The sequence below is a fragment of the Bisbaumannia pacifica genome (genome assembly GCF_007989625.1).
Lineage (GTDB): Bacteria > Pseudomonadota > Gammaproteobacteria > Pseudomonadales > Halomonadaceae > Bisbaumannia > Bisbaumannia pacifica.
Genome location: NZ_BJUK01000006.1, coordinates 42,838 through 58,773, shown reverse-complemented (window position 1 = coordinate 58,773; position 15,936 = coordinate 42,838). Strand labels below are relative to the sequence as shown.

Sequence of the window (15,936 nt, the reverse complement as noted above, 5' to 3'; positions counted from 1 at the left end):
GATGGATCATTTCGAGTACCGCGACGGTGCCCTGTATGCCGAGGACGTGCCCCTGGCGGAGATCGCCGAGCGCTTCGGCACCCCCTGCTATGTCTATTCCCGGGCCACCCTGGAGCGCCACTTCCGCGCCTACACCGAGGCGCTGGGTAGCCACCCCCACCTGATCTGCTATGCGGTCAAGGCCAACGCCAACCTGGCGGTGCTGGGCCTGCTGGCGCGCCTCGGCGCCGGCTTCGACATCGTCTCGGTGGGCGAGCTGGAGCGGGTGCTGGCCGCCGGCGGCGACCCGGCCAAGGTGGTCTTCTCCGGGGTCGCCAAGCAGGAGGCGGAGATGGCCCGCGCCCTGGAGGCGGGCATCAAGTGCTTCAACGTCGAATCGCGCCCGGAGCTCGAGCGTCTCGATGCCGTGGCCGGGCGCCTCGGCAAGGTGGCGCCGGTCTCGCTGCGGGTCAATCCCGACGTGGACGCCGGCACCCACCCCTATATCTCCACCGGCCTCAAGGACAACAAGTTCGGCATCCCGGTGGACGAGGCCCTGGGCGTCTACGAGCTCGCCGCGCGCCTGCCGAATATCCGCGTCAGCGGCCTGGACTGTCATATCGGCTCCCAGCTCACCGAGCTCGCGCCCTTCCTCGATGCCCTGGATCGCCTGCTGGTACTGCTCGAGCGGCTGCGCGAGGCGGGCATCGAGATCGAGCACCTGGACCTCGGCGGCGGCCTCGGCGTGCCTTACCAGGACGAGCGCCCGCCGGCGCCCTTCGACTATGCCCGCGCCCTGCTCGAACGCCTGGCCGCCTGGCCCGGCGGCGAGCGCCTGACCCTGCTGTTCGAGCCGGGGCGCTCCATCGCCGCCAATGCCGGGGTACTGCTGACCCGGGTCGAGTACCTCAAGCCCGGCGAGACCAAGAACTTCGCCATCGTCGACGCCGGCATGAACGACCTGATCCGCCCCGCCCTCTACCAGGCCTGGCAGCGCATCCTGCCGGTGGATACCCGAGTGTCCCGGGAGAGCGCCACCTATGACGTGGTGGGCCCGGTCTGCGAGACCGGCGACTTCCTCGGCAAGGATCGCGACCTGGCCATCGCCGAGGGCGACCTGCTGGCGGTGCGCTCCGCCGGGGCCTACGGCTTCGTGATGGCCTCCACCTACAATAGCCGCCCGCGTCCCGCCGAGGTGATGGTGGATAGCGACCAGGCCCACCTGGTGCGCCGCCGCGAGCGCCTCGAGGCGCTGTGGGAAGGCGAGGCGCTGCTGCCGGAGGCCGCGGACTGATGCTGCTGCACTTCACCAAGATGCATGGCCTGGGCAACGACTTCATGGTCGTCGATCTGGTCACCCAGCGGGCGCGGCTGCGCGACGAGCAGATCCGCCAACTGGCCGATCGTCACTTCGGCATCGGCTTCGATCAGTTGCTGATCGTCGAGCCGCCCCGGGACCCGGACCTGGACTTCCGCTATCGCATCTTCAACGCCGACGGCAGCGAGGTGGAGAACTGCGGCAACGGCGCGCGCTGCTTCGCCCGCTTCGTGCGCGACCAGCGCCTGACCCACAAGCACGAGATCCGCGTCGAGACCGCCGGCGGCCCCCTGACCCTGGTGGTCCAGGAGGATGGCCGGGTCAGCGTCGACATGGGTGCGCCGCGCTTCGCCCCCGAGGCGTTGCCCTTCGAGGCCGCCCAGGACCTGCCGCGTCACGCCCTGGAGGTGGAGGGCGAGCGCCTCGAGGTCGGCGTGGTCTCCATGGGCAACCCCCATGCGGTGCTGCGGGTCGATGACGTAGACAATGCTCCGGTGGCCCGGCTAGGGCCGGCCATCGAGTCCCACCCGCGCTTCCCCAAGCGGGTCAACGCCGGCTTTATGCAGGTGGTCTCGCCCCACGAGATCCGCCTGCGGGTCTACGAGCGCGGCAGCGGCGAGACCCTGGCCTGTGGCACCGGCGCCTGCGCCGCGGTGGCCAGCGGCATCCGCCAGGGCCTGCTGGAGAGCCCGGTGACGGTACGCCTGCCCGGTGGCAGCCTGACCATCGAGTGGGCCGGCAACGACGCGCCCCTGATCATGACCGGCCCCGCGGAGCGGGTCTTCGAGGGCCGGGTCCCCCTGAACTGAACCGCATCACCATGACGAGGAGCTGCCCATGACGCGTGCCCAGGCCCCCGAGCCCCGCCAGACCCTCGACCCGGACCGGGTCGCCCACTGGCTGGCCCGTCATCCCGACTTCTTCGTCGGCCGCGAGGGGCTCCTGCAGCAGCTCAAGGTGCCTCACCCGGAGGGGCGCGGCGCCGTCTCGCTGCTGGAGCGCCTGGTTCATGACCTGCGCGAGCGGGCCGAGACCGCCGAGTGGCGCCTGGAGCAGTTGCTCGACTCGGCCCGCCACAACGAGGGCCAGTATCGCCGCACCCGGGCCCTGGTGCTGGCGCTGCTGGAGGCCGAGGATGGCGACGCCCTGGGCCAGACCCTGGCAACCCAGCTCGCCGAGCAGTTCCAGACCGGTGCCGTGGCCCTGTGGTGCCCGGCCAGCCTCACCGACCGGGAACCGCGCCCGCCCCAGGCGCCCCGCCAGGTGCTCGACGACACCGCCGGGCAACGCCTCGGCGCCCTGCTCGAGGGCCGCAACAGCCGCTGCTGTCGGCTCTCCGCCACCGACTGGAAGCTGCTGCTGCCCCACGCCAAGGCGCCGAGCCAGGCCGGCTCCTGCGTGATCACCCGGCTGACCCTGGGCGAGCCGCTGGGCTACCTGGTGCTGGCCAGCCACGACACCGAGCACTTCCGCGCCAGCCTCGACACCCTCTTCACCGAGTACCTCGGCGAGGTGGTGGCACGGCTGCTGGTGCACCACGGGAGGGCCGGGGATGCCTCCCGCTGAGGCCCTCGCCGACGCCCTTGAGGCCTTCCTCGGCGGCCTGGCGCGGGAGGCGAGCCCGGCCACCCTGGCCGCCTACCGCCGCGACCTGAGCGCCTTCCAGGCCTTCGCCGAGGAGACCGGACTCGCCGACTGGGGCGCGCTCGACGCCGCCCTGGTGCGGCGCTTCCTGGGCCAGGAGCGGGCCCGGGGCCTGGCGCCGCGCAGCCTGGCGCGGCGCCGCGCCGCCCTGTCACGCTTCGCGGCTCACCTGGTAGCGACCGGCCGCCTCGATCACGACCCGGTGCGCCTCTCCCAGGCGCCTCGCCAGCCCCGCCACCTGCCCAAGCCGGTGGACGTGGACCAGCTGGCGCGCTTCCTCGATACGCCCCACGACGACTCGCCCCTGGCGCGCCGCGACCAGGCCATGCTGGAGCTCTTCTACTCCTGCGGCCTGCGCCTGGCGGAGCTGGCCGGCCTCGACCTGGACGACCTCCAGCCGCGCCGCCTGCGGGTACTGGGCAAGGGCGCCAAGCCGCGCCAGCTGCCCATCGGGCGACGGGCCCGCCAGGCCCTGGACGCCTGGTTGCCGGTGCGTGGCCAGCTGGCCAACGAGGGTGAGCCGGCGCTCTTTGTCGGCCGGCGGGGCAGCCGCCTGGGCCACCGCGCCATCCAGCTACGCCTGGCCAAGCTGGCCCGGGAGCGCGGCCTCGCCGAGCACCTGCATCCCCACCGCCTGCGCCACTCCTTCGCCAGCCACCTACTGGAGTCGAGCCAGGACCTGCGCGCGGTGCAGGAGCTGCTGGGCCATGCCAACCTAAGCACCACCCAGGTCTATACTCGCCTCGACTGGCAGCACCTAGCCGCCAGCTACGATGCCGCCCATCCACGCGCACGACGCCGCCCCGAGGGCGGCCAGGATGACCCATGACGCGCCTCGATACCCTGACCTTCGATCTGGACGACACCCTGTGGGACAACGGCCCGGTGATGGAGCACGCCGAGCAGGGACACTACCACTGGCTGGACAGTGCCCTGAGCACCTGGCTGGAGGCGCGCCTGGAGCGCCTGGGCCGCTATGGCGAGCGCTTCCCGCTGCCCGCCTATGTGCAGCACCGCGGCGAGGTGGCGCGGCGCTTCCCGTTGCGCCGCGGCGACTTCACCTGGATTCGCAACCGCAGCCTCTATGAGTTACTGGAGGCCTATGGCCTGCCTCCCCGGGAAGCGGAGATGTGGGCCACCGCGGCCATGGAACGCTTCCTCGAGCTGCGCCACCGCCTCGCCCCCTACCCGGAGGTGGATGCCCTGCTGGAGGGACTGGCGGGGGAGTATCGCCTGGCCACCATCACCAACGGCAACGTCGACCTCAACCGGCTGCCCCTGGTGCGCCATTTCCCGGTGTCGATCATCGCCGGCGAGCTGCTCGCGCCCAAGCCCGATGCGCGGCCCTTCCTGGCCGCCTTGGCGCGCCTCGACAGCGCCCCCTCGCGGGCCCTGCACGTGGGCGACTCCTGGAAGGAGGACGTGCTGCCGGCACGCCGCCTGGGCATGCGGGTGGCCTGGATCGACCGTCACGACCAGGCAGCGGGCGAGGCCCTGCCGGAGGGCGTGCATCGCCTCACCCATGTGCGCGAGCTGCCGGCGTTACTGGCGCGCCTGCGGGGCCAGGCGTAACGCCCCTCAGCCTTCGGCCAGCCAGCCGTCCAGCCGCACCCGGGCCTCCTCGACGCCCTCACGCTTGAGGGCCGAGAAGAGCTGGACGCTGACCAGGTCTTCCCACTCCTGCAGGCGCCGGCGCACCTGCAGCAGGGCCGACTTGGCGGCGCCGCTCTTCAGCTTGTCGGCCTTGGTCAGCAGGATATGCACCGGCATCGACTGCTCGTCGGCCCAACCCAGCATCATCTGGTCGAACTCGGTGAGCGGGTGGCGCACGTCCATCACCAGCACCAAACCGGCCAGGCAGGCGCGACCGCGCAGGTACTCGCCCAGGTGGCGCTGCCACTCCAGCTTGACCTTCTCCGGCACCTTGGCGAAGCCGTAGCCGGGCAGGTCCACCAGGCGCCGGCCGGTCTCCTCGCCCAGGGAGAAGAAGTTGATCAACTGGGTACGCCCCGGGGTCTTGGAGGTCCGCGCCAGCGCCTTCTGCTGGGTCAGGGTGTTGATGGCGCTGGACTTGCCGGCGTTGGAGCGCCCGGCGAAGGCCACCTCGCGCCCCTCGTCCGGCGGGCACTGGGCCAGGGTCGGCGCACTGGTGAGAAAGCGGGCGGTCTGGTAGTTAAGAGACGGCATCGATGGGATCCTGGCGAAAGTTCGGCTTAGGTGGCAGGTCGGGCAGATTCACCTCGCCCTGGCGAGTCGTTATAATGCCCTGTATTTTTCAGCGACCTGGGACACGTTAGTGTACCACCCTGCTCTCGCCGACAACGACCCGCGCCCTCGCGGCGCAGCATGGACAGCGGGCGGCGCCCAGGATACGTTCCGGTCAACAATCAATGGCATAGTGGATTAGCGATGAGAAAGTTACTGGCAAGCCTGGCCCTGACCATGGGCGCAGTGGGCGTGGCCCACGCCGACCTCCAGGGCGACCCCGCCGCGGGCCGCGAGAAGGCGCAGACCTGCGCCGCCTGTCACGGTCAGGAGGGCATCAGCATCTCGCCCGCCTTCCCCAATCTGGCGGGGCAGCAGGCCTCCTACCTGGCCAAGCAGATCATGGATATCCGCGACGGCAACCGCCTGGTGCCGCAGATGGCCGGGCAGGTGGATAACTTCAGCGATCAGGACGCCTGGGACGTGGCCGCCTTCTTCGCCCAGCAGGACGCCAACCTGGGCCAGGCCGACCCGGACGCCGAGCTGGTGGCTCGCGGCCAGGAGCTCTACCGGGCCGGCGACATGGCCAAGGGCATCCCGGCCTGCGCCGCCTGTCACAGCCCCACCGGGGTGGGCATCGGCTCCGCGGCCTACCCGGCCCTGAGCGGCCAGCACCCCGACTATGTCGTCGCCACCCTGCAGGCCTTCGCCGATAGCGAGCGGGCCAACGACCCCAACGCCATCATGCGCGATATCGCCACCAAGATGAGCGACCGCGACATGGAAGCCGTGGCCAACTATGTGCTCGGCCTCCACTAAGCGAGCCCGCTAGCGCCTGACACACGGGGCGGCCATTCCAGGCCGCCCCGTGTCATTTTCGGGGAACCTCAGGCCCCGGAAGGGCTCCAAGCCTGCGGCGCGCCACGCAGCCTCCGGCGAACCCTGTTACCTTTAGCCCCAAGGAGATCTCCCCCATGCTCAAGCCCCTGATGGCGTCCCTGGCACTCGTCGGCCTGGCCGGCCTGGCCCAGGCCCAGTCCACGCCCCTGGTGGAGGGCGAACACTACGAGGTGCTGGCCAACCCGGTGGCGACCGTGGTGGAAGCGGACCAGATCGAGGTCACCGAGGCCTTCTGGTACGGCTGCCCGCACTGCTACCGCCTGCAGTCGAGCCTTGCCGACTGGTACCCCACCCTGGACGACGACGTCAGCGTGGTGCATCTGCCCGCCACCATGGGCGGCGACTGGAACACCCATGCCGGCGTCTTCTATGCCGCCGACGACCTGGGCATCCTCGAGGAGGTCCACGCCGAGATCTTCGACGCCATTCACCAGCAGGGCGAGCGCCTGACCGACACCGACGAGGTGGCGGCCTTCTTCGCCGAGCATGGCGTCGACGAAGCCGAGGCCCGGGAGGCCCTGACCTCCTTCGGCGTGCGTTCCCAGGTCAATCAGGCCCATGCCCGCATGCGCGCCATGCGCCTGATGGGCGTCCCGGCCCTGGTCATCGATGGCCGCTACCTGGTCAGCCCCTCCAGCGCCGGCAGCCTGGAAAACATGCCGCAGATCGCCGAGGCGCTGATCGACAAGGTTCGCCAGGAACGGGGCGAGTAAGCCCATGGCCCGGGCCGAGGTCTTCCACCCGCTGCCTGAGTCGGGCCACCTGCGCCTGCTCACCTTCAACCTGCAGGTGGGGATTCACACCTCGGCCTACCACCACTACCTGACCCGCAGCTGGCAGCACCTGCTGCCCCACCCCAAGCGCCGCGGCCGCCTGGACATGGTCGGCAAGGTCCTGGGGCAATTCGATATCGTCGGCCTCCAGGAGGTCGACGGCGGCAGCTTCCGCTCCAACCATATCAATCAGGTGGAGTACCTGGCCGGCCGCGCCGGCTTTCCCCACCATTTTCAACAGCTCAATCGCAACCTGGGGCGCTTCGCTCAGCACAGCAATGGCCTCTTGTCGCGGCTGCCGCCGGCGCATGTCGAGGAACACCGCCTGCCCGGCACCCTGCCCGGCCGCGGCGCCATTCACGCCCGCTTCGGCGAGGGCCCCGATGCCCTGCATCTCTTCGTCGCTCATCTGGCCCTGAGCCACCGCGGCCGCAAGCGTCAGCTCGACTACCTCAGCGAACTGATCATGCCGCTACGCCATGTGGTGGTGATGGGAGACCTCAACTGCACGCCGGACCAGCTCCACGCCCACTCCGATTTCTGTGCGGCCCTGCCCCTGCACCCGGTCAAGCCGCTGCTCAGCTATCCCTCCTGGCAGCCTCGACGGGCCCTGGACCATATCCTGCTATCCGATTCCCTGGTGGCCGATGAGGTGCGCGTCCTGGATCATCTCTTCTCGGATCATCTGCCGGTGGCGGTGGACATCCACCTGCCCGCGGCCTGTCAGCGGGCCCTCTACCCCCACAGGCGCACCCTCCAGTCCTGATACCTCGTCGGGGCCAGTGGATGACGAACGGCATCGAATCGGCGATGATGCCGCCTCTGCTGGACAATTGACGAGACTCTTCCATGACCACGACTCGCAACGCGACGGGCCAAGAACCGGCGCTGCTCAGGCGGATCGAGGGCGTTATCGAGACCCTCGGCCGGGCCATCGCCTGGCTGACCCTGGCGATGATGCTGGTGCAGTTCGCGCTGGTGGTAATGCGCTACGCCCTGGGCATCCACAGCATGGCGATGCAGGAATCGGTGATGTATATGCACGCCGTCGTCTTTATGCTGGGGGCCGCCTACACCCTCCGGCATGACGGCCATGTGCGGGTGGACATCTTCTATCGCCGCCTCTCCGCCAAGGGCCGCGCCTGGATCGACCTGGCCGGCACCCTCTTCCTGCTGCTCCCGGTGGTGCTGTTTATCGGCCTGGGCAGCCTCGCGTACGTCGCCAGCAGTTGGGCCATCCTGGAGCGCTCCTCGGACGCCAACCTGCCGGTGATCTACCTGCTCAAGTCCCTGATTCCCCTGATGAGTCTGCTGCTGCTGATTCAGGGCATCGCCCTGTCGATCCGTCAGGTACTGATCCTGCGCGGGCGCCTGGCGGCCCCGGAACCCGAGCACGAGGAGGTGCTCTAGTGCTCGACTATATGCCGTTCTTTCTGTTTGCCACCATCTGTGTCGTGCTGATGCTGGGCTATCCGGTGGCCCTGTCGCTGGCCGGCACCGCCCTGGCCTTCGCCGGCCTGGGGATGGGCCTGGAGGCCCTGGGCGTGGCCCTTCACTTCGAGGCCAACTTCCTCTCCGCCATGCCCAACCGGGTCTACGGCATCATGACCAACCAGACCCTGCTGGCGGTGCCGCTCTTCGTGCTGATGGGGGTGCTGCTGGAGAAATCGCGGGTCGCCGAGACGCTGCTCGACGCCATGACCCTGGCCTTCGGCAGCCTGCGGGGCGGCCTGGGCATCGCGGTGATCCTGGTCGGCATGCTGCTGGCCGCCTCCACCGGCATCGTCGGCGCCACCGTGGTCACCATGGGCCTGCTATCGCTGCCCACCATGCTCAAGCGCGGCTATTCCCCGGCGCTGGCCACCGGCACCATCTGCGCCACCGGCACCCTGGGGCAGATCATTCCGCCCTCCATCGCCCTGGTGCTGCTCGGCGACGTGCTCTCCAACGCCTATCAGCAGGCGCAACTGGCCATGGGGGTGTGGAGTCCCAGGACGGTCTCGGTGGGCGACCTCTTCGTCGGCGCCCTGATCCCCGGCTTGATCCTGGTGCTGGCCTATATCGTCTACGTCATTCTCACCGCCTGGCTCAGGCCAAGGCTGGCTCCGCCCGTCGATCGCCAGGCGCTGATGCAGGAGCTGGGGCATCGAGGCAGCGTCTGGCCGCTGCTGCTCAAGGGACTGGTGCCACCGGTGGTGCTGATCGTCGCCGTGCTGGGCTCGATCCTCGGCGGTTTCGCCACGCCCACCGAGGCCTCGGCGGTGGGCGCCTTCGGCGCCCTGGTGCTGGCCCTGGTCAAGGGGCGGGTGAGCCTCGCCATGCTCCAGGAGGTGACCCGCACCACCACCCAGGTCACCAGCATGGTGTTCCTGATCCTGATCGGCGCCACCCTCTTCTCCCTGGTGTTCCGCGCCTATGGCGGCGAGGCCCTGGTCACCGAGCTGTTCGAGTCGATGCCCGGTGGCGTGGTGGGGGCCATGCTGATCGTGATGCTGGTGATGTTCCTGCTGGGCTTTATCCTCGACTTTATCGAGATCACCTTCGTGGTGGTGCCCATCGTCGGCCCGGTACTGCTGGCCATGGGCATCGACCCCGTCTGGCTAGGGGTGATGATCGCCATCAACCTGCAGACCTCCTTCCTCACCCCGCCCTTCGGCTTCGCGCTCTTCTACCTGCGCGGGGTGACGCCGGAGAGCGTGCCCACCTCGGCCATCTACCGCGGGGTGATTCCCTTTATCCTGCTGCAGTTGAGCATGCTGCTGGCCCTGGCCGCCTTCCCCGAGCTGGCCACCTGGCTGCCCGCGCAGCTCTGATCCCGACAGGCGTCAGGCGCCGCCACACAGCGGCGCCAGCCACTGCCGGGCCAGCAACAGCACCAGCGCATAGCGGGCCCCCTTGGCCAGGCCGATCAGCAGGATGGCCCGCCACCAGGGCAGCCGGAAGACCCCGGCCAGTACCGTCAGGGGGTCGCCGATCAGCGGTGCCCAGGAAAGCAGCAGGCTCCACTCGCCGAAGCGGTAATACCAGCGCTCGGCCCGGACCAGTCCCGTCCGAGAGGCGGGAAACCAGCGCCGGTCCTGGAAACGCCGCGCATAGCGTCCCAGCCAGACGTTGATCAGGCTGCCCAGGGTGTTGCCGGCGCTGGCGACCGCCCAGAGCAGCGCCGCCGACTCGCCCTGGCACCAGAGCCGGGCCAGCCACAGCTCGGAGCCACCGGGTAGCAGAGTGGCACTGACCAGGGCTACTACAAAGAGACTCAGCATGGCGAGCCCCCACCACCTTGCAGTAGGCTAGGCGGCGACATCAACGACAAGACCTCTTCATGACTCACACTCCCCCGATTCCCAAGCTGCTGACCATCGCCGGCTCCGATCCCAGCGGCGGCGCCGGCATCCAGGCCGACCTCAAGACCTTTTCGGCGCTGGGCGCCTATGGTACCAGCGTGATCACCGCCCTGACCGCCCAGAACACCCAGGGGGTGACCGGGGTCCACCCGGTGCCGGCGGACTTTATCGCCGCCCAGTTGGAGACCCTGCTCGACGATATCGCCATCGATGCCGTGAAGATCGGCATGGTCGCCAGCCGCGAGGTGGCCGAAGTGATCCGCGAGGCCCTGACCAAGCGGCGTCCGCGCTGGGTCGTGCTGGATCCGGTGATGGTGGCCAAGAGCGGCGATGTGCTGGTGGATGACGCCGGCATCCGCGCCGTGCGCGAGCTGCTGGTGCCGCTGGCCGATCTGATCACCCCCAACCTGCCGGAGGCGGCGGTGCTGCTCGACACCGTCGCCCCCGATGATGCCGATGCCATGGAGGCGCTGCTGCCGCACCTGCAGGCCCTGGGCGCCCCCCGGGTCCTGCTCAAGGGCGGCCACCTGCGTGGCGAGCGCTGTCCCGACCTGCTGGTGGACGAGCAGGGCGCCCAGTGGCTCGACGGCCCGCGCATCGCCACCGGCAACTTGCACGGCACCGGCTGCTCGCTCTCCTCGGCCATCGCCGCCTGCCTGGCCCACCGCGACGCCCCCCTGGCGGCGGTGACCGAGGCCAAGGCCTGGCTGGAGGCGGCCCTGGCCGAGAGTCACCGCCTGGGCGTGGGCCGAGGCCAGGGGCCGGTGCATCACTTCCATGCCTGGTGGTAACGCCTTGCGGGGGAGCGGGTAAGCCACCATCCTGAGGTGGGGCATCGCCATCATTCGAGGGAGGGAGAGACCATGACTCGCACCCTGCTGTTCGCCTGTGACCTGTCGGCGGAGAATCGCGCCGCCTTCGGCCGCGCCATCCAACTGGCGGTGGACAGCGGAACCCGCCTCGATGCCCTGCATGTGCTCGATCCTCACCTGCCGCGCCAGGCACTCCATGACCTGGAGCAAGCGGTGGTGGCGGAGATGGAGCGCCTGCTGACCGATATCCGCGAGGACTATGCGCTGCCCGCCCCCCAGGCGCTGCTGCAGACCGTGGCCGGCGCCCCCTTCGAGGAGATCATTCGCGAGGCCCACGAGCGCCAGGCCGACCTGATCCTCCTCGGCGGGCACCGCAAGCGCGGCGAACCGGAGCTGGTGGCCGGCACCACCCTGGCGCGGGTGATCCGTGGCGCCCCCTGCCCGGTGATCTCCGCCATCCACCCGGTCACCCAGGAATGGCGAGATATCCTGGTCCCCGTGGACTTCTCGCTGACCTGCCGCCATACCCTGCGCGAGACCCTCAAGCGCTTCCCCGAGGCACGGCTGACCCTGCTGCACGCCTGGGACATCCCCGGCGAACGGGAGCTGGGCTCCAGCGGCGACTTCGCCCGCTGGCGCGACGGCGAGTTGGCCCGCCTGCGCGAACAACTGGAGGGGGAGGTGGACCGCCTGATGGGCGAGGTGGAGGCGGTGCCGGAACTGCGCCTGGAGCTGGAGCAGGGTGACCCCCTGGAGGTGCTGCTGACCCGGCTGCGCCGTCAGCCCCCGGACCTGCTGGCGCTGAGCTATCGCGGCCAGCGCCGCCAACAGAGCCGCCTGACCGCCCGGCTGCTCGCCGAACCCCACTGCGACATCATGGTCTGTCGCGCCTGGTAGTAGACAGAACTCCTACACAGCATGCGTGTCTGTACAGGGAAATACCCCTCGAGGAGCCCTGGATGATCCGCTCGCTATTTCTCCTACCGATACTGCTCGGCATCGTCCTGGGGCCCGCCCAGGCCAGCCCCGTGGATATCAACGGCGCCCGCTTCGAGGCAAGCTTCGAGGCCGATGGTCAGCGCTGGCGACGCCTGGGCAGTGGACTCTTCCGTTACATGATCTGGGACGCCTATGCCGGCGCCTACTATCAGGGCGACGGCAATCCCAACCCGGCGCCCCAGGCGCGGATCCCCCGTCACCTGGAGCTGGCCTACTTTTATGCCATCGACGCCGAAGATTTCGCCGAGGCGACCCGGGAGAGCCTTCGCCAGGCCCTGGGCGAGGCTGAATATGCGGCCCTGGAGGCAGGGCTCGAGGCCTTCAACCGCCGTTACCGGGATGTGACGCCCGGCGACCGCTATGCCCTGACCTGGGCCGGAGAGCGCCTGCGGCTGCGCCTCAACGACGAACTGCTCTACGAAGGGGATGACCCACAACTGGCCAGGGCCCTCTTCGGCATCTGGCTGGGGCCCCGGCCGCTGCGCGACGACTTCCGCGACGCCCTGCTGGGCCGCTGATGGCGGCGCATGCTACCCTCCTGCGCCGGCACTCAGGAGGAGAGACGATGCGAGCCTTGATTCAGCGAGTCCGCCACGCCCGAGTCGTGGTGGCGGGTCAGGAGGTGGGCGCCATCGACCAGGGCCTGCTGGCCCTGGTCGGGGTGGAAAAGGGCGACGACCAGGCGCGTGCCGACAAGCTGCTGCACAAGCTGCTGCACTACCGGGTGTTCTCGGATGAGGCCGGCAAGATGAACCGCGACCTGCGGCAGGTGGAGGGCGGCCTGCTGCTGGTCTCCCAGTTCACCCTGGCGGCGGATACCCGCAAGGGACTGCGCCCCAGCTTCTCCAGCGCCGCGCCCCCCGCCGAGGGCGAAGCGCTGTTCGACCACCTGGTAACCCGGGCGCGGGCCGCCTGGCCGAAGGTCGCCACCGGCGAGTTCGGGGCCGATATGCAGGTGGAGCTGATCAACGACGGCCCGGTGACCTTCCTGCTGGAAAGCTGAGCCGGGGCGCTCTCACTTGAGCCCCTGATACTGGAAGGCCAGCGCCTCGCCGCCCAGGAACTGGGCATGAATGGCACGCGAGCCCGCCCCCCAGGTACACAGGTCCACCATCAGGGCCCCGTGGCACTCCCTGGGCGAGCCGAGGATCGCCTCCACCTGGGCCCGGCTCATGCCGACCTCCAGGCGCTGGTAGTTATCCAGGGTCAGCCGCGGGTTGGCGCAGCCGACCAGGCCGACCAACAGCAGCGCGACCGGTACGGATCGCAGGATCATGGGGGCCTCCTCGGGACTCGTTATTCCGCCGCCAGCAGCTCGGCTTGCATCGCCTCCAGGGCCTCCTCGGCGGCCAACCACTCCGCCTCCAGCGCCTCGAGGCGCGACTTGAGCTCGCCCTGGCGACCCAGCAACTCGGTGAGCTCCGCCTTACGACTCGCCTCCGTATAGAGCGCGGCATCCGCCAGACGTTCCTCCACCTCACTCAGGGCGGCCTGGGTCTTCTCCATGGCCTGCTCCGCCTTGTCCCGCTGACGCTTCAGCGGGCGCAGCTTCTCGCGCAGTTCTGCCGCGGCGCGACGCGCCGCCTTGCGATCCTCTTTGGGCACGGCGGCCTCCGCCTGACGCTCGCCCTTCTCGGCCCGCGCCTCGCGGCGCTCGCCCTCCAGGCGCACCTTGAGCCAGGCGCGATAGTCCTCCAGGTCGCCGTCGAAGGGCTCGAGGCGATGATCGGCCACTCGCCAGAATTCGTCCACGGTGGCACGCAGTAGGTGGCGATCGTGGGAGACCAGGATCACCGCCCCCTCGAAGCCGGCCAGGGCCTCGGTGAGGGCCTCGCGCATCTCCAGGTCCAGGTGGTTGGTGGGCTCGTCCAGCAGCAGCAGGTTGGGACGCAACCAGGCGACCAGGGCCAGGGCCAGGCGCGCCTTCTCGCCGCCGGAGAAGTTGGCCACCTCGGCGAAGGCATCGTCGCCCTGGAAGCCGAAGCCGCCCAGGAAGTTGCGGATCTCCTGATCGCTGGCCCGGGGCGAGAGGCGCTGCACATGCAGGAAGGGCGACGCGGAGAGGTCCAGCCCCTCCAACTGATGCTGGGCGAAATAGCCCACCGCCAGGTGCTCGCCCTCGATGCGCTTGCCGCCCAGCAGCGACAGCTCGCCGGTCAGCGACTTGATCAGGGTCGACTTGCCGGCACCGTTGGGGCCCAGCAGGCCGATACGCTGCCCCGGCTGCAGGCTCAGCTTGACCTCGTCCAGCTGCACCGTCTCGCCCGCGTCGCCACGGTAGCCCAGACGCGCCTCGTCCAGCACCAGCAGGGGATGCGAGGTCTTCTCGGCGGCGGGCAGGGTGAAGTGGAAGGGGGAGTCCACATGGGCCACGGCGATGGTTTCCATGCGCTCGAGCATCTTCAGCCGACTCTGGGCCTGGCGCGCCTTGGTGGCCTTGGCCCGGAAGCGTGCCACGAAGCCTTCGATCTCCGCGCGACGGGCCTGCTGCTTGGCGGCCTCGGCCTGCTGCTGGGCGAGCTTCTCGGCGCGGCTGCGCTCGAAGGCGGTGTAGTTGCCGCGGTAGAGCACCAGGCGGCGCCGATCGAAATGCACGATATGGTCACAGACCGCGTCCAGGAAGTCGCGATCGTGGGAGATCAGCAACAGGGTTCCCGGGTAACGGGTCAACCACTGCTCGAGCCACAGCAGGGCGTCCAGATCCAGGTGGTTGGTGGGCTCGTCCAGCAGCAGCAGGTCGGAAGGCATAAAGAGGGTGCGGGCCAGGTTGACGCGCATCCGCCAGCCGCCGGAGAAATCCGCCAGGGGACGCGACAGATCGGCCTGGGCGAAGCCCAGCCCGACCAGTAGCTGGGCGGCCCGGGCCGGGGCGCTGTAGCCGTCCAGGGCCTCGATTTGGCCATGCAGCTCGGCCTCCCGGTGGGCCTCCCCCGCCACCTGGGCGGCGGCCAGGGCCGCTTCGGTATCCCGCAGGGCCCGATCGCCATCCAGCACATAGTCGACGATGGGGCGCTCCAGGGCTTCCACTTCCTGGGCCATATGGGCGATGCGCACCCCGCCGGCCAGTTCGACGTCCCCCTTGTCTGGAGCCAACTCGCCGAGCAGGAGCTTGAACAGGCTCGACTTGCCGGCCCCGTTGGGCCCCACGATGCCGGCCTTGTGGCCGGCGTGCAGGGTCAGGTCGGCGTCTTCGATCAGGGGTTGAGTGCCGCGTTGCAGGGCGAGTTGGCGGAATGCGATCATGCCGGCTCCGATAACGGGAATGGCGGGGGCGTCGTCCCTCGCCACCGCCGCCCGGGGCGGCAGCGGAGGAACGGCCTTCGATGAGCATGCATTCTACCCAATTGCGCCGGCATTTGCGGGCCTGGCTGGCTCGCCATGGCACCACCGCGCGGGCCGCACCCTGGGCGATCGCGCTCTGGGACCAGGCCCTCGACCTCTATGCCCGCCCCGGCGTGGCGTCCGTCTGCCTGACGCTGCAGGATCAGACCATGGTCGACGTCTGCGAGCTGCTCTGGGCCTGCTGGCTACAGCGCCACGGGCTGACCCCGGACGAAGACGCCCCCCGCCACCTGGCCCCGATACGCGCCTGGCAGGCCGAGATCACCCGGCCGCTGCGAGCACAGCGCCGCGGCCTCAAACAGTTAGCCCTTACCGACCCGCGAGTCGCCGAGCTGCGCGACACCCTCAAGCGAGCGGAGCTACTAGCCGAGCGAGAGTGCCTACGCCGGCTGGCCGATCTGGCCACCGTGGGACATGCCATTCGCCCCCTGACAGAGGATGATCTTCCCCTCGACGAACGCCTGGTTCGGGCCGGTCTGTTGCAGAAAAAAATGCAAGTCTCGGCGCTGCAAACCCTCGAAACCCAACTTGACCCTCTATCCGCCGACGGCTAGCCTCAAGTAAGTGGAGCGTCTTGATTTGTCAACATTTCATCTGCTCATCATGGCCGAGTGACCGGC

19 protein-coding genes are annotated in these 15,936 nt (G+C 69.5%); 15 read left to right on the top strand and 4 right to left on the bottom strand.

What is annotated here, in order from left to right; all coding sequences use genetic code 11:
• Position 1 precedes the first annotated feature (1 nt).
• Genes lysA through HPA02_RS03710 form a run of 5 tightly spaced genes read left to right on the top strand, consistent with a single transcriptional unit; the run spans position 2 to position 4,513 of the window.
• Complete coding sequence (gene lysA, locus HPA02_RS03730) at positions 2-1,273, top strand: diaminopimelate decarboxylase (protein WP_146801740.1); 1,272 nt, start codon at positions 2-4, stop codon at positions 1,271-1,273.
• Positions 1,273-2,106, top strand: a complete 834-nt coding sequence (gene dapF, locus HPA02_RS03725; RefSeq protein ID WP_146801739.1) for a diaminopimelate epimerase — start codon at positions 1,273-1,275, stop codon at positions 2,104-2,106. Before lysA ends, dapF begins: the two co-directional genes overlap by 1 nt.
• 28 nt (positions 2,107-2,134) lie before the next feature.
• Positions 2,135-2,863: a DUF484 family protein gene (locus HPA02_RS03720; RefSeq protein WP_146801738.1), complete on the top strand. Its 729-nt coding sequence runs from the start codon at positions 2,135-2,137 to the stop codon at positions 2,861-2,863.
• Positions 2,850-3,770: a tyrosine recombinase XerC gene (locus tag HPA02_RS03715; RefSeq protein WP_146801737.1), complete on the top strand. Its 921-nt coding sequence runs from the start codon at positions 2,850-2,852 to the stop codon at positions 3,768-3,770. Before HPA02_RS03720 ends, HPA02_RS03715 begins: the two co-directional genes overlap by 14 nt.
• On the top strand, positions 3,767-4,513 hold the full coding sequence (locus HPA02_RS03710) for an HAD family hydrolase (RefSeq protein WP_146801736.1): 747 nt from the start codon (positions 3,767-3,769) through the stop codon (positions 4,511-4,513). Before HPA02_RS03715 ends, HPA02_RS03710 begins: the two co-directional genes overlap by 4 nt.
• 6 nt (positions 4,514-4,519) lie before the next feature.
• Here the strand turns inward: HPA02_RS03710 and yihA are convergent, their stop codons facing one another.
• Entirely contained in the window at positions 4,520-5,128 is a 609-nt protein-coding gene (gene yihA, locus HPA02_RS03705) for a ribosome biogenesis GTP-binding protein YihA/YsxC (protein ID WP_146801735.1), read from the bottom strand.
• A 222-nt stretch (positions 5,129-5,350) separates the two neighbouring features.
• On the opposite strand from yihA, the gene HPA02_RS03700 reads away from it, so the two are divergent.
• The 5 genes from HPA02_RS03700 to HPA02_RS03680 all read left to right on the top strand — a co-directional run bounded on the left by HPA02_RS03700 (position 5,351) and on the right by HPA02_RS03680 (position 9,632).
• Positions 5,351-5,965, top strand: a complete 615-nt coding sequence (locus HPA02_RS03700; RefSeq protein WP_146801734.1) for a c-type cytochrome — start codon at positions 5,351-5,353, stop codon at positions 5,963-5,965.
• Between the two features lie 155 nt (positions 5,966-6,120).
• On the top strand, positions 6,121-6,759 hold the full coding sequence (locus HPA02_RS03695) for a thiol:disulfide interchange protein DsbA/DsbL (RefSeq protein ID WP_146801733.1): 639 nt from the start codon (positions 6,121-6,123) through the stop codon (positions 6,757-6,759).
• Positions 6,760-6,763: 4 nt separating this feature from the next.
• The gene (locus HPA02_RS03690) at positions 6,764-7,585 is read left to right on the top strand and encodes an endonuclease/exonuclease/phosphatase family protein (RefSeq protein ID WP_146801732.1); all 822 of its coding nucleotides are present in this window, start codon (positions 6,764-6,766) and stop codon (positions 7,583-7,585) included.
• 83 nt (positions 7,586-7,668) lie between these two features.
• Positions 7,669-8,229, top strand: a complete 561-nt coding sequence (locus HPA02_RS03685) for a TRAP transporter small permease subunit (protein WP_146801731.1) — start codon at positions 7,669-7,671, stop codon at positions 8,227-8,229.
• Positions 8,229-9,632: a TRAP transporter large permease gene (locus tag HPA02_RS03680; protein ID WP_186809913.1), complete on the top strand. Its 1,404-nt coding sequence runs from the start codon at positions 8,229-8,231 to the stop codon at positions 9,630-9,632. The genes HPA02_RS03685 and HPA02_RS03680 overlap by 1 nt, the downstream gene beginning before the upstream one ends.
• 12 nt (positions 9,633-9,644) lie before the next feature.
• On the opposite strand, the gene HPA02_RS03675 is transcribed toward HPA02_RS03680, so the two are convergent.
• Complete coding sequence (locus HPA02_RS03675; protein ID WP_146801730.1) at positions 9,645-10,082, bottom strand: YqaA family protein; 438 nt, start codon at positions 10,080-10,082, stop codon at positions 9,645-9,647.
• Positions 10,083-10,141: 59 nt separating this feature from the next.
• On the opposite strand from HPA02_RS03675, the gene thiD reads away from it, so the two are divergent.
• The 4 genes from thiD to dtd all read left to right on the top strand — a co-directional run bounded on the left by thiD (position 10,142) and on the right by dtd (position 12,977).
• Complete coding sequence (thiD, locus tag HPA02_RS03670; RefSeq protein ID WP_146801729.1) at positions 10,142-10,954, top strand: bifunctional hydroxymethylpyrimidine kinase/phosphomethylpyrimidine kinase; 813 nt, start codon at positions 10,142-10,144, stop codon at positions 10,952-10,954.
• 72 nt (positions 10,955-11,026) lie between these two features.
• Positions 11,027-11,872, top strand: coding sequence for a universal stress protein (locus tag HPA02_RS03665; RefSeq protein ID WP_146801728.1), 846 nt, complete (start codon positions 11,027-11,029; stop codon positions 11,870-11,872).
• 62 nt (positions 11,873-11,934) lie between these two features.
• Entirely contained in the window at positions 11,935-12,492 is a 558-nt protein-coding gene (locus HPA02_RS03660; RefSeq protein WP_146801727.1) for a chalcone isomerase family protein, read from the top strand.
• A 47-nt stretch (positions 12,493-12,539) separates the two neighbouring features.
• On the top strand, positions 12,540-12,977 hold the full coding sequence (dtd, locus tag HPA02_RS03655; protein WP_146801726.1) for a D-aminoacyl-tRNA deacylase: 438 nt from the start codon (positions 12,540-12,542) through the stop codon (positions 12,975-12,977).
• 12 nt (positions 12,978-12,989) lie between these two features.
• On the opposite strand, the gene bamE is transcribed toward dtd, so the two are convergent.
• Positions 12,990-13,250: an outer membrane protein assembly factor BamE domain-containing protein gene (gene bamE, locus HPA02_RS03650; RefSeq protein WP_244945848.1), complete on the bottom strand. Its 261-nt coding sequence runs from the start codon at positions 13,248-13,250 to the stop codon at positions 12,990-12,992.
• Between the two features lie 20 nt (positions 13,251-13,270).
• Positions 13,271-15,217, bottom strand: coding sequence for an ATP-binding cassette domain-containing protein (locus HPA02_RS03645; RefSeq protein ID WP_146801725.1), 1,947 nt, complete (start codon positions 15,215-15,217; stop codon positions 13,271-13,273).
• Positions 15,218-15,297: 80 nt separating this feature from the next.
• Between HPA02_RS03645 and HPA02_RS03640 the strand changes: the two genes are divergently transcribed.
• Positions 15,298-15,870, top strand: coding sequence for a TIGR02444 family protein (locus HPA02_RS03640; protein ID WP_146801724.1), 573 nt, complete (start codon positions 15,298-15,300; stop codon positions 15,868-15,870).
• Positions 15,871-15,936: the final 66 nt, after the last annotated feature.

What these genes read in the sequence shown, in the direction of transcription:
- lysA (WP_146801740.1), top strand. Translation starts at nt 2, where the DNA reads ATGGATCATTTCGAGTACCGCGACGGTGCCCTGTATGCCGAGGACGTG.
- dapF (WP_146801739.1), top strand. Translation starts at nt 1,273, where the DNA reads ATGCTGCTGCACTTCACCAAGATGCATGGCCTGGGCAACGACTTCATG.
- HPA02_RS03720 (WP_146801738.1), top strand. Translation starts at nt 2,135, where the DNA reads ATGACGCGTGCCCAGGCCCCCGAGCCCCGCCAGACCCTCGACCCGGAC.
- HPA02_RS03715 (WP_146801737.1), top strand. Translation starts at nt 2,850, where the DNA reads ATGCCTCCCGCTGAGGCCCTCGCCGACGCCCTTGAGGCCTTCCTCGGC.
- HPA02_RS03710 (WP_146801736.1), top strand. Translation starts at nt 3,767, where the DNA reads ATGACGCGCCTCGATACCCTGACCTTCGATCTGGACGACACCCTGTGG.
- yihA (WP_146801735.1), bottom strand. Translation starts at nt 5,128, where the DNA reads ATGCCGTCTCTTAACTACCAGACCGCCCGCTTTCTCACCAGTGCGCCG.
- HPA02_RS03700 (WP_146801734.1), top strand. Translation starts at nt 5,351, where the DNA reads ATGAGAAAGTTACTGGCAAGCCTGGCCCTGACCATGGGCGCAGTGGGC.
- HPA02_RS03695 (WP_146801733.1), top strand. Translation starts at nt 6,121, where the DNA reads ATGCTCAAGCCCCTGATGGCGTCCCTGGCACTCGTCGGCCTGGCCGGC.
- HPA02_RS03690 (WP_146801732.1), top strand. Translation starts at nt 6,764, where the DNA reads ATGGCCCGGGCCGAGGTCTTCCACCCGCTGCCTGAGTCGGGCCACCTG.
- HPA02_RS03685 (WP_146801731.1), top strand. Translation starts at nt 7,669, where the DNA reads ATGACCACGACTCGCAACGCGACGGGCCAAGAACCGGCGCTGCTCAGG.
- HPA02_RS03675 (WP_146801730.1), bottom strand. Translation starts at nt 10,082, where the DNA reads ATGCTGAGTCTCTTTGTAGTAGCCCTGGTCAGTGCCACTCTGCTACCC.
- thiD (WP_146801729.1), top strand. Translation starts at nt 10,142, where the DNA reads ATGACTCACACTCCCCCGATTCCCAAGCTGCTGACCATCGCCGGCTCC.
- HPA02_RS03665 (WP_146801728.1), top strand. Translation starts at nt 11,027, where the DNA reads ATGACTCGCACCCTGCTGTTCGCCTGTGACCTGTCGGCGGAGAATCGC.
- HPA02_RS03660 (WP_146801727.1), top strand. Translation starts at nt 11,935, where the DNA reads ATGATCCGCTCGCTATTTCTCCTACCGATACTGCTCGGCATCGTCCTG.
- dtd (WP_146801726.1), top strand. Translation starts at nt 12,540, where the DNA reads ATGCGAGCCTTGATTCAGCGAGTCCGCCACGCCCGAGTCGTGGTGGCG.
- bamE (WP_244945848.1), bottom strand. Translation starts at nt 13,250, where the DNA reads ATGATCCTGCGATCCGTACCGGTCGCGCTGCTGTTGGTCGGCCTGGTC.
- HPA02_RS03645 (WP_146801725.1), bottom strand. Translation starts at nt 15,217, where the DNA reads ATGATCGCATTCCGCCAACTCGCCCTGCAACGCGGCACTCAACCCCTG.
- HPA02_RS03640 (WP_146801724.1), top strand. Translation starts at nt 15,298, where the DNA reads ATGAGCATGCATTCTACCCAATTGCGCCGGCATTTGCGGGCCTGGCTG.